Genomic DNA, 12,807 nt, shown 5'->3' with positions numbered 1-12,807 from the left:
ACCCGAATTCGGCATCGCGTACTCCCTAGATAGGAACTCGCCCAGGCATTTCAAGAGATTGTCGTGAAAATTTTCAGGCCGCTTCAGGCAACGGCACATTCAACAGGCGCCCGACCGCCGCGCAATCGGTCTCACGGCGCAGGTGAGTGAACAGCTCCACCGCCTCCGGATAATTGCGCGTCAACATCGCCAGCCACTGCTTCAAACGACCCGGCGCCTGGCGTGGCGTCAGCTGCGCCTCTGCCTGCACCCAGAAGTCACGCAACAGCGGCAGCAGCTCGGCCCAGGTCATCTCCACGACTTCTTCGCCGGCCCGCGCCGCGGCGATCTGCCGAGCCAGGTCCGGACGCGAGACCAGGCCGCGACCGAGCATGATGTCCTCGGCACCGCTGATCTCACGGCAGCGCCGCCAGTCGTCCACCGACCAGATATCACCATTGGCGAACACCGGCACCTTGACCACTTCCTGCACCCGCGCCACCCATTCCCAATGGGCAGGCGGCTTGTAGCCATCGACCTTGGTCCGGGCGTGCACCACGATCTGCGATGCGCCACCTTCAGCCAGGGCCGTACCGCAGACCAACGCTCCATCCGGGCTGTCGAAACCCAGGCGCATCTTCGCCGTCACCGGGATATGCGCCGGCACCGCGCGCCGCACCTGCTCGACAATCGCGTTGAGCAACTCCGGCTCCTTGAGCAGCACCGCCCCGCCCCGGGACTTGTTCACGGTCTTGGCCGGGCAACCGAAATTCAGGTCGATCACCTGCGACCCCAGCTCGCAGGCCAGGGCCGCGTTTTCCGCCAGGCACACCGGATCGGAACCCAGCAGTTGCACCCGCAACGGCACACCCGCCGCCGTGCGGGCGTCGGTCAGCAGTTCGGGGGCGAACTTGTGGTAGTAGGCAGGCGTCAACAGCGAGTCATTGATCCGGATAAACTCGGTGACACACCAGTCGATACCGCCAACGCGGGTCAGCACATCACGCAGGATGTTGTCGACCAACCCCTCCATGGGTGCCAGGGCAATTTGCATGGGTACTCTCATCGGAAAAAGCGGTCATCAAAAAAAGCGACCGGCGAAAAAGTGCGGCAGTTTACGGGGTTCCGGCACAAACCGGTACGCCATCAGACCGACTGCAGCGCCGGCCCGTAGCCCTCGATAAATTCCGCCGGCATGCGCTTGGGCTTGCCGCTGGACAGCTCGATGCAGACAAAGGTGGTTTGCGCGCGCAACAGGGTCAGGTTGTCGCGGGGACGGACCAGTTGGAAACGCCGCGTCATCTTCAGGCGCTGGTCCCAGTCGACGATCCAGGTCGCCAGTTGCAACTCGTCGCCTTCGTAGGCGGCGGCCAGGTAGTCGATTTCATGCCGGACCACGGCCATGGCCCGATCCAGGCGCCGATATTCGCTCAGGTCCAGGCCCAGGCGCTGCGAGTGACGCCAGGCGCAGCGTTCCAGCCAGCTGACATACACCGCGTTGTTGGCGTGCCCAAGACCGTCGATATCCTCGTCGGCCACCTGCAAATCGAGGATGAAGGGTGTCGCCAGATCCCAACTCATGTACCGCTCCCGGTCAAATCAAAGACCCGGGCAGTGTAACGGAACAACCCTCAGATCACCGCCGTTTTGGCCGCCCGCAGGATTCGGTCGGACAATTCGCCGGGCCCCAGCGCCCGGGCCACGGCCAGGCCGCCGACCATCAGGGCGATATCGGCCAGGGCCTTGTCGGTGTCCTCGGGGCTGGACGCCAACTGCGCGACCATCAGTTCCACATGCTCGTTCAGGGCTTCGCGAAAACACTCCGGCAGATTGCACATCTCACCGACGATCGACGGGATCGGACAGGCTTGCTGGACCGCATCACGGTGCTTGCGCGACAGATAGAAGGCCGCGAACAGGGCACGCCGCTCCTCGCCCGGCAACTGGCTGTCGACCTCGCCCATCTTCGCCCGACGCTGGGCGAGCAATTGCTTGAACGCCTCCAGCATCAACGCGTCCTTGCTCTCGAAGTGCGCGTAGAACCCACCCACGGTCAACCCGGCGGCGCCCATCACTTCACTGACACTCGGCTCCACCGGACCGCGCTGGATCAGGGCGTTACTGGCCGCCTGCAGGATGCGCTCGCGGGTTTGAGCTTTCTTGTCGTTCATTGCCACCTCCAGACATCACACAGAAAATATTATTCGCATAATATTTTTCCGCAAGACTTTATTTTGACCGCTGGTCCGCACCATGGGTATTAAAAAATGAATCAAGGGAGCAAAGGGCCAAACGCCAGACAAACAAAAGGGCCATTCAATAATTGAATGACCCTTATAAAATCCCGCAGAGCGGGCAATCGTGGCGTCCCCTAGGGGACTCGAACCCCTGTTACCGCCGTGAAAGGGCGGTGTCCTAGGCCACTAGACGAAGGGGACACAAACCCTTCTAACATGATCGGCGCTGAGTGCCGATCGCTTCAAGGCCGGTGTGGCCAGACCTTGAAGTGTAAATTGGTGGAGCTAGACGGGATCGAACCGTCGACCTCTTGCATGCCATGCAAGCGCTCTCCCAGCTGAGCTATAGCCCCGGATTTTTCGCCTCGGAGGCGGAACGACATCAACCTGCAACATCGCTTCTGTAAAACTGGCGTCCCCTAGGGGACTCGAACCCCTGTTACCGCCGTGAAAGGGCGGTGTCCTAGGCCACTAGACGAAGGGGACGCAAACCCTTCTATACAACTGATCAACGCTGAGTGCTGATCGCTTCAAGACCGGTGTGGCCAGGCCTTGAAGTGTAAATTGGTGGAGCTAGACGGGATCGAACCGTCGACCTCTTGCATGCCATGCAAGCGCTCTCCCAGCTGAGCTATAGCCCCTCATCGGTGAGGACGGGGCGAATCTTAAGGGCGTATCGGGGAGCTGTCAAACTTATTTTCAAACTTTTTGAAAATTTTTTGTCGGCATAACAACCACTTACCGCCCTGCCCCGGTAAAACCGGGGGGAATACCACCTACTGTGGAATCCTCTACAACCCTGTAGGCACTCAGAACCCGTAACAGCTTGGCTTGCCAGCAAAGCTTTTGGTGATCTTATGCGCCTCTTCGCGGGCAAGCCCTGCTCCTACAGGTTTGCGTCGTACATGGATTTTTCGACGAGGGACTGTAGGAGCAGGGCTTGCCCGCGAAGCTTTTGACGCCCTCAGGGCCGCCCCTGTCGCTGATCAGCCAATCGCGCCCAGCAGCTTTTCCCATTCCTTGTTTTCTTTCTTCGACACCCCGCCCAGCAAATCCAGGGCCTGGCGCAGACGGAAACGCGTAAGGTCCGGCCCGAGGATTTCCATCGCATCGAGCACCGACACCGAACTGGCCTGCCCGGTGATCGAGGCGAACATCAGCGGCATGGCATCGCGCAGCTTCAACTCCAGGGAGTCGACCACCGCCTGGATGGTCGCGGTGATGCTGTCCTTTTCCCACTGGCGCAAGCTTTCCAGCTTCCACAGGATCAACTGCATCAACTTGCGCACGTCGTCGGCCGAGAGTTTCTTGTGTTCGAACAGCTTGACGTCCAGCGGCAGGCTACCGGCGAAGAAGAAGTTCGCCAGCGGCGCGACCTGGCTGAAGGTCTCGACCCGGCCCTGGACCAGCGGCGCGATCTTCATCAGGTACTCGGGGTTCAGCGCCCAGTTCTGCACCCGGCTGGCGAATTCTTCCACCGGCAGGTCGCGCAGCCACTGGCCATTGAGCCAGGACAGCTTCTCGATATCGAAGATCGGCCCGCCCAGGGAAACGCGGGACAGGTCGAAATGCTCGACCATTTCCTCCAGGGAGAACTTCTCGCGCTCGTCGGGCATCGACCAACCCATGCGTCCCAGGTAGTTGAGCATGGCTTCAGGCATAAAGCCCATGCGCTCGTAGAAGGTCACCGAAGTCGGGTTCTTGCGCTTGGACAGCTTGCTCTTGTCCGGGTTGCGCAACAGCGGCATGTAGCACAGCTGCGGCTGTTCCCAACCGAAGTATTCGTAGAGCAGGATCAGCTTCGGTGCCGACGGCAGCCACTCTTCGCCGCGCAGCACGTGGGTGATGCCCATCAGATGGTCGTCGACCACGTTGGCCAGGAAGTAGGTCGGCAGACCGTCGGTCTTCATCAGCACCTGCATGTCCATGCGATCCCACGGGATCTCGACATCACCACGGAGCATGTCCGGCACCACGCAGACGCCTTCGCTCGGTACTTTCATGCGGATCACATGGGGCTCGCCAGCAGCCAGGCGTCGGGCCACTTCCTCTTTCGACAGCAACAGCGCACGACCGTCATAGCGCGGGGTCTCGCCGCGAGCCATCTGCTCGGCACGCATCTGGTCCAGCTCTTCGGCGGTGCAGAAGCACGGGAAGGCGTGGCCCATGTCCACCAGTTGCTGGGTGTATTTCTTGTAGATCTCGCTACGCTCGCTCTGCCGGTACGGACCGTGGGGACCGCCGACATCCGGGCCTTCGGCCCAGGTGATACCCAGCCAGTTGAGGGCATCGAAAATCTGCTGTTCGGACTCGCGGGTCGAGCGCAACTGGTCGGTGTCTTCGATCCGCAGGATGAACTCACCACCGTGCTGCTTGGCAAAGCAATAGTTGAACAAAGCGATGTAGGCGGTGCCGACGTGGGGATCGCCGGTGGGCGATGGCGCGATGCGCGTGCGAACGGTGGTCATGGGCGGTCTCGAAGTGGAGATAAAACAAAGGGCGAATGGTAACAGGCACAGCCGTCCGGGCTCCAGTACAGGGCATCCGGCCGAGGGCATATAAGCCAAGCTTCGGTCTAAAAATGGCTCCAGGCCCCGAAAGCCGGGCTTTCTCGGTTACTGGCATTTACCCATTAATCCTGCTGTGCCAGATTCGTCTACCGTAAAATTCACTTACACATTGATGTGTTGCTGCCCATGCCCTCCCAACTCAAGCGTCGACTGTTTATTTTCCTGTTCCTGGTCCTGATGATTGCCCTGGGCTTTTTCGTCCAGTGGTTTTTCAGGGGACGCTTTTATGAAAGCACCGATAACGCTTATGTCCAGGGCGAAATCACCCGGGTCTCCAGCCAATTGGGCGCACGCATTGACGAAGTGCTGGTGGCAGACAACCAGCATGTGGAGAAAGGCCAGTTGCTGGTCCGGCTCGAAGGCGCTGACTTCCAACTGGCCATCGACCGCGCCAATGCCGTCCTCGCCACCCGCGAGGCCGAACGGGTGCAGGCCCAGAGCAAGCTGACCCAGCAAGCCAGCCTGATCGCCTCCGCCGATGCCCAGGTCGCGGCCAGCCAGGCCAGCCTCGGCCGCTCGCAACTCGACCTGAACCGTGCGCAGACCCTGCGCAAACCCGGCTACGTCTCGGAAGAGCGGGTCACCACGCTCTCCGCCGACAACCATATCGCCCGCTCGCAAGTGGCCAAGGCCCAGGCCGACCTGCAAGGCCAGCGCCAGCAGGTCACGGCCCTGAGTGCCGAGCTCAAGCGCCTCGACGCACAGATCGCCAATGCCCGCGCCGACCTGGCCCAGGCCGAGCTGAACCTGACCCGCAGCGAGATCCATGCGCCCATCAGCGGCCTGGTCGGCCAGCGCGCGGCGCGCAATGGCCAGTATGTGCAGGCTGGTGCCTACCTGCTGTCCATCGTCCCGGACCAGGACATCTGGATCCAGGCCAACTTCAAGGAAACCCAGATCGGCCATATGCAGCCGGGCCAGCACGCGACGCTGACCTTCGATGCCTATGAGGACACGCCGATCCAGGGCCAGGTCGAGAGCCTGTTCGCCGCCTCCGGCGCGCAGTTCAGCCTGCTGCCGCCGGACAACGCCACTGGCAACTTCACCAAGGTGGTGCAACGCATTCCGGTCAAGCTGACCTTTGCTGCCGACAATCCGTTGCAGGGCAAGATCCGTCCGGGCATGTCGGTCACCGTCAAGGTCGATCTGCGCGACGCCCAGCATGGCCGGTGATCAACTGATCCGACCGCTGGGCGAGCCGACCCGCCGGGACTGGATTGCGGTGATGAGTGTGATGCTCGGCGCCTTTATGGCGGTGCTCGATATCCAGATCACCAACTCTTCGCTCAAGGATATCCAGGGCGCCCTGTCGGCGACCCTGGAAGAAGGTTCGTGGATTTCCACCTCCTACCTGGTGGCGGAAATCATCATGATTCCCCTCACCGCCTGGCTGGTGCAATTGCTCTCGGCGCGGCGGCTGGCGGTCTGGGTCTCCCTGGGTTTCCTCGGTTCGTCGCTGCTCTGTTCCATGGCCTGGAGCCTGGAAAGCATGATCGTGTTCCGCGCCATGCAGGGTTTCACCGGCGGTGCGCTGATTCCCCTAGCGTTCACCCTGACCCTGATCAAGCTGCCGGACCACCACCGTGCCAAGGGCATGGCGATGTTCGCCATGACCGCCACCTTCGCCCCGTCCATCGGCCCGACCATAGGCGGCTGGCTTACGGAGAACTGGGGCTGGCAGTACATTTTCTACATCAACATCCCGCCCGGCCTGATCATGATCGGCGGCCTGCTCTACGGCCTGGAAAAGAAGGAGTCCCATTGGGAACTGCTCAAGAGCACCGACTATGCCGGGATCGTCAGCCTCGGCATCGGCCTGGGGTGCCTGCAGGTGTTCCTCGAGGAAGGCCACCGCAAGGACTGGCTGGAATCGGACCTGATCGTGACCCTGGGCAGTATCGCCCTGCTGAGCCTGATCACCTTCGTGATCCTGCAACTGTCCAAGGCCAATCCGCTGATCAATCTGCGCATCCTGCAGAACCGCAACTTCGGCCTGTCCAGCATTGCCAGCCTGGGCATGGGCGTGGGGCTGTATGGCTCGATCTACCTGTTGCCGCTGTACCTGGCGCAGATCCAGAACTACAACGCCCTGCAGATCGGCGAAGTGATCATGTGGATGGGGGTGCCGCAGCTGTTCCTGATTCCGCTGGTGCCCAAGCTGATGAAATTCGTCTCGCCGAAGCTGCTCTGCACCCTGGGTTTCGGCCTGTTCGGGCTGGCGAGTTTTTCCTCCGGAGTGCTCAACCCGGACTTTGCCGGCCCGCAGTTCAACCAGATCCAGATTATCCGGGCGCTGGGCCAGCCGCTGATCATGGTGACCATCTCGCTGATCGCCACCGCCTATATCCTGCCCCAGGACGCGGGGTCGGCGTCGAGCCTGTTCAATATCCTGCGCAACCTCGGCGGGGCCATTGGCATCGCCTTGCTGGCGACCTTGCTGGATGCGCGGACCAAGATCTATTTCGACTATCTGCGCGAGGCGATCGTGCCGGGAAACCCGCAGGTGGCCGAGCGCCTGACGATGCTTTCGGAGAAGCTTGGCAGCGACGGCGCGGCGTTGGGCAAGCTGAGCGAGATCACCCATCAGCAGGCATCGATCATGGCCTATAACGACGCCTTCCATTTTGTCGGGATCGCCCTGGGGATCAGCATGTTGGCGGTGCTGTTGACCAAGGCGCTGCCGGCGGGGATCAAGGCTGGGGAAGCGCATTGATCCTGATGACGCCTTCGCGGGCAAGCCCTGCTCCTACAGTTTTGCGTCGAACACAAAAACTGCGTACGACATAACTTTGTAGGAGCAGGGCTTGCCCGCGAAGAGGCCCGAGCGAACAACGCACCTCTCAAAGCCCTTGAGCATTGCGCTCGCGAATCAACTCGATCAACGCCCGCAACCCCGCCGGCACATGCCGCCGCCCCGGGTAATACAGCGACAAGCCGTCAAACGGCGGTGTCCAGTCTTCCAGTACCGACACCAGCGTGCCCGCCGCCAGGTCCGCCGCCGCGTTCCACTGTGTCGCATACACCAGCCCCAACCCCGCCCGCGCCGCCTCCAGCACCAGGGTCGATTCATCCAGGGTCAATACGCCCTGGACATCCACCGCATGGGTCTCGCCATGGCGCTCGAACTCCCAGTGGTAGATCCGTCCACTCGGCAAGCGCAAGCGAATACACCGATGCTTGAGCAGATCGGTCGGCGTCTGCGGCACCGGATGGCGCGAGAAATACTCCGGGCTGCCCATTACCAACAAACGCAACGGCAAGCCCAATGGAATGGCGATCATGTCCTGGGGCACGCTTTCGTGCAGGCGAATCCCGGCATCGAAGCCCTCGACCACGATATCGATCAGCTTGCCCTCGGTGACGATATCCACGTTCATCTGCGGGTAGCGGCGCATGTACTCGACGAACAACGGCATCGCCTGCTTCGCCGCGCCCACGGCGGTATTGATCCGCAAGGTACCGGCGGGAATACCGGCATGACTGCCCGCCTGTTCCATGGCCGCGCGAATGGTCGACATGGCCGGCGAAATGCTCTCGACAAACTGCGCCCCCGCCTCGGACAACGCCACGCTACGGGTTGTACGGTTGAACAGCCGCGCCCCGATCCGGCTCTCCAACGCCGACACCGCATGGCTCAAGGCCGAGGTCGAGACCTCCAGCTCGGCCGCCGCCGCCCGGAAACTCCGATGCCGGGCCACGGCCAGTACCGCTTCCAACTCTGTCAGGCCTGATGTGCGCATTATCCCGGATCACTCATTAACCCATGCCGCTTCGTCCGGCTTATCAGGCTAATCCTAGCCGCTTATCCTGACTCACACCACAGACGCACACCTCGGAGCAGCCATGCAACGCATCGACCATATCTATATCAATGGCGCCTTTGTCACGCCCCACGGCGAGGAACTGTTCGACCTGTTCAACCCCGCCACCGGCCAGGTCATCGGCCAGGTGCGCCTGGCGGACGAGCAGGATGCCCATGCCGCGATTGCCGCCGCCAAGGCCGCGTTCCCAGCCTTCTCCCGCACCACCAAGGCCGAACGCCTGGCCATGTTGCAGCGCATGCACGCCGCCATTGTCGCCCGGAAAGACCCGCTCAACGACGCCATCATCGAGGAATACGGCGCCCCCGCTTCCCGCTCGCGCTGGATGGCCCAGCATGCCGCCAGCGTCTTTCTGGAAGCGGCGAAGGTCCTCGAACAGTACGACTTCAAGCGCCGCGCCGGAACCGCCGAGGTGATCATGCAGCCCCTCGGCGTGGCCGGCCTGATCACCCCCTGGAACAACGACGCCGGTTTTATCTGCGGCAAGCTTGCCGCCGCCCTGGCCGCCGGTTGTACCGCGGTGATCAAGCCCAGCGAGATGAGCGCGATCCAGACCCGTATCGTCACCGAGGCCCTGCACGAGGCCGACCTGCCACCGGGGCTGTTCAATATCGTCACCGGTCGCGGTGAAACCGTCGGCGCCACCCTCAGCAGTCATCCGGATATCGCGAAAATCTCCTTTACCGGCTCCACCCCGGTGGGCAAGAGCATCCTGCGTAGCGCCGCCGAGACACTCAAGCGCGTCACCCTGGAACTCGGCGGAAAATCGCCGGTGGTGATACTCGACGATGCCGACCTGAGCCAGGCCATTCCCCTGGCCTTGCAGGCCGGCTTCATGAACAGCGGCCAGGCGTGCATCGCCGGGACCCGGATACTGGTACCGGAGGAACGCCTGCACGAAGTCGAAGCCGCCGTGCTCCAGGCCATCGACGTGGTCAAGGTCGGTGATCCCCTTGATCCACAGACCACCGTCGGGCCGATGGTCAGCGAAAAACAATGGCAGCGGGTGCAACGCTATATCCGCATCGGCATCGACGACGGCGCCCGCCTGCTGGTCGGCGGCGAAGGCCTGCCCCAGGGCGTGGACAGAGGTTGGTTCGTGCGCCCGACGGTATTCAGCGGCGTGACCAATGAAATGACCATCGCCCGCGAGGAAATCTTTGGCCCGGTGCTGTCGATCATCACCTACCGCGACCAGGAAGAAGCCATCCGCATCGCCAATGACACACCCTACGGCCTGCAGGCCTATGTGATGTCCGCCAATGTCGAACGGGCCCGACAGGTCGCCGACCACCTCGAGGCCGGACGCGTGCTGATCAACACCCTGGCCCACGAGCCGGCGGCGCCTTTCGGCGGCTTCAAGCAGTCGGGAATCGGCCGGGAATACGGGAGCTTCGGGCTCGAGGCGTTCCTCGAGCCGAAATCGATTATGGGGGGAACTCAATAATCGACTCCCCGGCAGGCCGGTGCCTGCCGGGGAGTCGCGTCCATCCGTGACGGCTCAGCGCGCCAGCCACTGCTCGGCAGAAACCACCGTGGCATAACCGAACGCCAGGGAGGCCATGAACGCCCCGTGCACATGGGCCGCCGGCACCGTCAGGCCGTTGAACTCCAGGTCCCGTGAAGCACAGGCATCGTGGATCACCGTGACCGTGTAGCCCTGGTCAGCCGCCGCGCGGGTGATGGCGTCGATGCACAGGTGGCTCATGCTGCCGACCACCACCAGTTCCTTGATCTCATTGCGCTCCAGCACCGCGCTCAGTTCGGTGTCGCGAAACGAGTTGACGAAATGCTTGAGTATCACCTGCTCGTCGGCGCGATTGAGGACCTTGGCGTGCAGCCGCGCCCCTTCGGAACCCGGCACAAAGAACGGCGCATCGGCGCTGGCGAACTCATGGCGGACATGCACCACCAGGTCACCCGCCTCACGCGCCGCGGCCAGAATCGCGACGGCCTTGTCGGCCGCCGCATCGGCACCGCTCAGGGTCCACTTTCCGCCTGGGAAATAGTCATTCTGGATATCCACCAGGATCAGCGCTTGTACGGACATATCATCTTCCTCGATTAGTGGTGCAGCGTTCGGTTGCTTTGCCTTACCGGATCAAGTATCCAGTTCCCACGGTGTTCCGGGGATTGGCCGGACCGACACTTTCGAGGGGAAAACTGACAATGGACGCGCCCACGGCCGCCATCGACCACACCACGACAACCGAAGGGCGCCACGACAGTACCGTGTCCGAGATCGGCCTGCTCCTCTATCCCGGCGCGCAGACCGCCGCCGTCCACGGCCTGACCGACCTGTTCAGCGTGGCCAATCGCATGGTCGCCGAACACGGCGATGCGGCCCGGCGGCTTCGTGTCAGCCATTGGGCCACCGGCGCCACAGGCGAGTCCCTCGAACGGATCTACGACAGCCAGCCGGGCATGGACGGCCATCCGGTCGCAGTGGTCATTCCCCCTTCGCTGGGCGATACGCCCTCGCCCGCCGCCCTGCAACTCAGTGCCGCCTGGGTCCGCGAACAACATAGCCACGGAGCGATCATCGGTTCCGTGTGCATGGGCGCCTTCGTGCTGGCGCAGACCGGCCTGCTCGACCAACGCCCCGCCACCACCCACTGGAATTCGGCCAAGGCCTTTGCCGCGCTCTACCCGCAGATACGCCTCGACACCGACAAGCCGATCATCGACGACGGCGACCTGATCACCACCGCCGGGCTGATGGCCTGGGCCGAACTGGGCATGCGCCTGGTCGAACGGCTGCTGGGGCCGGGGATCGCCACGCGCACCGCGCGCTACCTGCTGATCGAACACCGTGACAACAGCGAATGCGCCGGCAACTTTGCGCCGATCCTGGGGCACGGCGACGCCGCGATCCTCAAGGTCCAGCACTGGCTGCAAAGCAGCGGCGCCCTGGAGGTGAGCGTAAATGCCATGGCCGACAAGGCCGGCCTGGAGGAGCGCACCTTCCTGCGCCGCTTTCGCGCCGCCACTGGCCTGCGTCCGACGGAGTACTGCCAGCACCTGCGGGTTGGCAAGGCGCGGGAAATGCTTGAATTCACCAACGGCACCGTCGACCATATCGCCTGGACCGTGGGTTACCAGGACCCCGGTGCGTTCCGTTCGACCTTCAAGAAAATCACCGGCTTCTCGCCCAGTGATTACCGAGGTCGCTACGGCGTCAGGGCGACCTGAGCTCAACCACCGGTAGGACGATGCCTTGCCGGTCACTCTTATTGATACGGCCCGGAGAAACACATGAGCAAGGTGCTGCTGGTACTCGTGGAAACCGTCGACGACTACCTGCCAATCATCCAGAAGCACGGCTTCGAACTGATCCTGGCGCCGACCCAGGCCCTGCGCGCGCAAGCCATCGCCGAGCAGGGCGAACGCATCAATGCCGTGCTCACCCGCGGCCCGCTGGGGCTGTTCGCCGAGGAAATCGCCGCCCTGCCCAAACTTGAAATCATCTGCGTGATCGGTGCCGGCTATGAAAAGGTCGACCTGCACGCCGCCGCGCAACGGGGCATCGTCGTGACCAACGGCGCCGGTGCCAACGCCTCGTCCGTGGCCGACCATGCCATGGCCCTGTTGCTGTCGCTGGTGCGCGATATTCCCCGCGCCGACGCCTCGGTGCGCCGTGGCGAGTGGCGCAAGCTGATGCGTCCGTCCCTGGGCGGCAAGCGCCTGGGCATCCTCGGCATGGGCGCGGTGGGCCAGGCGATTGCCCAGCGCGCGGCCCTGGGTTTCGACATGACGGTGAGCTATCACAACCGGCGACCGCGCACGGATATCGATTACCACTATTGCGCCACGACCACCGAACTGGCGCTGGCCTCGGACTACCTGATCATCGCCACCCCAGGCGGTGCCGGCACCGACGGCCTGATCGGCCGACAGGCTCTTGAAGCCCTCGGCCCGCAAGGGTTCCTGGTCAACATTGCACGCGCCAGCGTGGTGGTGACCGCCGACCTGGTGGCCGCCCTCCAGCAAGGTCGCCTCGCCGGTGCGGCACTGGATGTGTTCGACGACGAACCGAATGTGCCTGAAGTCCTCAAGAGCCTGGGCAACGTGGTGCTGACACCCCACGTGGCCGGTCTGTCGCCGGAAGCCTCCGAAGCCACGGTAGCGCTGGTGGCCGAAAACCTGCTGGCGTATTTTTCCGGCAAGCCGGTACTCACGCCGATTGCCCTTCCCGGCTGA

At 62.9% G+C, this 12,807-nt stretch carries 11 protein-coding genes and 4 tRNA genes; 5 read left to right on the top strand and 10 right to left on the bottom strand.

The window, feature by feature from the left end:
* Window positions 1-73: 73 nt before the first annotated feature.
* From M5C71_RS18835 to gltX, 8 genes are all read right to left on the bottom strand, one after another.
* A complete protein-coding gene (locus tag M5C71_RS18835; RefSeq protein ID WP_152737392.1) occupies window positions 74-1,033 on the bottom strand; it encodes a tRNA-dihydrouridine synthase in 960 nt (319 codons plus the stop codon).
* A gap of 92 nt (window positions 1,034-1,125) precedes the next feature.
* Window positions 1,126-1,560: a thioesterase family protein gene (locus tag M5C71_RS18830; protein ID WP_103497624.1), complete on the bottom strand. Its 435-nt coding sequence runs from the start codon at window positions 1,558-1,560 to the stop codon at window positions 1,126-1,128.
* Between the two features lie 50 nt (window positions 1,561-1,610).
* On the bottom strand, window positions 1,611-2,150 hold the full coding sequence (locus M5C71_RS18825) for a TetR/AcrR family transcriptional regulator (RefSeq protein WP_248744899.1): 540 nt from the start codon (window positions 2,148-2,150) through the stop codon (window positions 1,611-1,613).
* A 191-nt stretch (window positions 2,151-2,341) separates the two neighbouring features.
* Window positions 2,342-2,417: transfer RNA gene (locus tag M5C71_RS18820), tRNA-Glu, on the bottom strand.
* Between the two features lie 76 nt (window positions 2,418-2,493).
* A tRNA-Ala gene (locus tag M5C71_RS18815) sits at window positions 2,494-2,569 on the bottom strand.
* 57 nt (window positions 2,570-2,626) lie between these two features.
* A tRNA-Glu gene (locus tag M5C71_RS18810) sits at window positions 2,627-2,702 on the bottom strand.
* Window positions 2,703-2,781: 79 nt separating this feature from the next.
* Window positions 2,782-2,857: transfer RNA gene (locus M5C71_RS18805), tRNA-Ala, on the bottom strand.
* A 345-nt stretch (window positions 2,858-3,202) separates the two neighbouring features.
* A complete protein-coding gene (gene gltX, locus M5C71_RS18800) occupies window positions 3,203-4,684 on the bottom strand; it encodes a glutamate--tRNA ligase (RefSeq protein ID WP_103499116.1) in 1,482 nt (493 codons plus the stop codon).
* Window positions 4,685-4,912: 228 nt separating this feature from the next.
* On the opposite strand from gltX, the gene M5C71_RS18795 reads away from it, so the two are divergent.
* Both M5C71_RS18795 and M5C71_RS18790 read left to right on the top strand, forming a co-directional pair.
* On the top strand, window positions 4,913-5,959 hold the full coding sequence (locus tag M5C71_RS18795; RefSeq protein ID WP_248768470.1) for an HlyD family secretion protein: 1,047 nt from the start codon (window positions 4,913-4,915) through the stop codon (window positions 5,957-5,959).
* Window positions 5,960-6,008: 49 nt separating this feature from the next.
* Entirely contained in the window at window positions 6,009-7,499 is a 1,491-nt protein-coding gene (locus tag M5C71_RS18790) for an MDR family MFS transporter (protein ID WP_248768552.1), read from the top strand.
* Window positions 7,500-7,626: 127 nt separating this feature from the next.
* On the opposite strand, the gene M5C71_RS18785 is transcribed toward M5C71_RS18790, so the two are convergent.
* Window positions 7,627-8,526, bottom strand: a complete 900-nt coding sequence (locus M5C71_RS18785) for a LysR family transcriptional regulator (protein ID WP_248768469.1) — start codon at window positions 8,524-8,526, stop codon at window positions 7,627-7,629.
* A 103-nt stretch (window positions 8,527-8,629) separates the two neighbouring features.
* On the opposite strand from M5C71_RS18785, the gene M5C71_RS18780 reads away from it, so the two are divergent.
* Window positions 8,630-10,054, top strand: coding sequence for an aldehyde dehydrogenase family protein (locus M5C71_RS18780; RefSeq protein WP_248768468.1), 1,425 nt, complete (start codon window positions 8,630-8,632; stop codon window positions 10,052-10,054).
* Between the two features lie 54 nt (window positions 10,055-10,108).
* On the opposite strand, the gene M5C71_RS18775 is transcribed toward M5C71_RS18780, so the two are convergent.
* Window positions 10,109-10,657: a cysteine hydrolase family protein gene (locus tag M5C71_RS18775; protein WP_103499753.1), complete on the bottom strand. Its 549-nt coding sequence runs from the start codon at window positions 10,655-10,657 to the stop codon at window positions 10,109-10,111.
* Between the two features lie 119 nt (window positions 10,658-10,776).
* Here M5C71_RS18775 and M5C71_RS18770 point away from each other — a divergent pair, with 119 nt between their 5' ends.
* Complete coding sequence (locus tag M5C71_RS18770) at window positions 10,777-11,799, top strand: helix-turn-helix domain-containing protein (protein ID WP_248768467.1); 1,023 nt, start codon at window positions 10,777-10,779, stop codon at window positions 11,797-11,799.
* Window positions 11,800-11,862: 63 nt separating this feature from the next.
* Complete coding sequence (locus M5C71_RS18765) at window positions 11,863-12,807, top strand: 2-hydroxyacid dehydrogenase (protein WP_248768466.1); 945 nt, start codon at window positions 11,863-11,865, stop codon at window positions 12,805-12,807.

The organism is Pseudomonas sp. MWU12-2345, assembly GCF_023242385.1.
Lineage (GTDB): Bacteria > Pseudomonadota > Gammaproteobacteria > Pseudomonadales > Pseudomonadaceae > Aquipseudomonas > Aquipseudomonas gingeri_D.
This window is presented reverse-complemented; position numbering and strand designations above follow the sequence as displayed.

Excerpts from the sequence above, each read along its gene's own strand:
- M5C71_RS18780 (WP_248768468.1), top strand. The coding sequence starts at position 8,630 with ATGCAACGCATCGACCATATCTATATCAATGGCGCCTTTGTCACGCCC.
- M5C71_RS18775 (WP_103499753.1), bottom strand. The coding sequence starts at position 10,657 with ATGTCCGTACAAGCGCTGATCCTGGTGGATATCCAGAATGACTATTTC.
- M5C71_RS18825 (WP_248744899.1), bottom strand. The coding sequence starts at position 2,150 with ATGAACGACAAGAAAGCTCAAACCCGCGAGCGCATCCTGCAGGCGGCC.
- M5C71_RS18765 (WP_248768466.1), top strand. The coding sequence starts at position 11,863 with ATGAGCAAGGTGCTGCTGGTACTCGTGGAAACCGTCGACGACTACCTG.
- M5C71_RS18770 (WP_248768467.1), top strand. The coding sequence starts at position 10,777 with ATGGACGCGCCCACGGCCGCCATCGACCACACCACGACAACCGAAGGG.
- gltX (WP_103499116.1), bottom strand. The coding sequence starts at position 4,684 with ATGACCACCGTTCGCACGCGCATCGCGCCATCGCCCACCGGCGATCCC.
- M5C71_RS18830 (WP_103497624.1), bottom strand. The coding sequence starts at position 1,560 with ATGAGTTGGGATCTGGCGACACCCTTCATCCTCGATTTGCAGGTGGCC.
- M5C71_RS18835 (WP_152737392.1), bottom strand. The coding sequence starts at position 1,033 with ATGCAAATTGCCCTGGCACCCATGGAGGGGTTGGTCGACAACATCCTG.
- M5C71_RS18785 (WP_248768469.1), bottom strand. The coding sequence starts at position 8,526 with ATGCGCACATCAGGCCTGACAGAGTTGGAAGCGGTACTGGCCGTGGCC.
- M5C71_RS18795 (WP_248768470.1), top strand. The coding sequence starts at position 4,913 with ATGCCCTCCCAACTCAAGCGTCGACTGTTTATTTTCCTGTTCCTGGTC.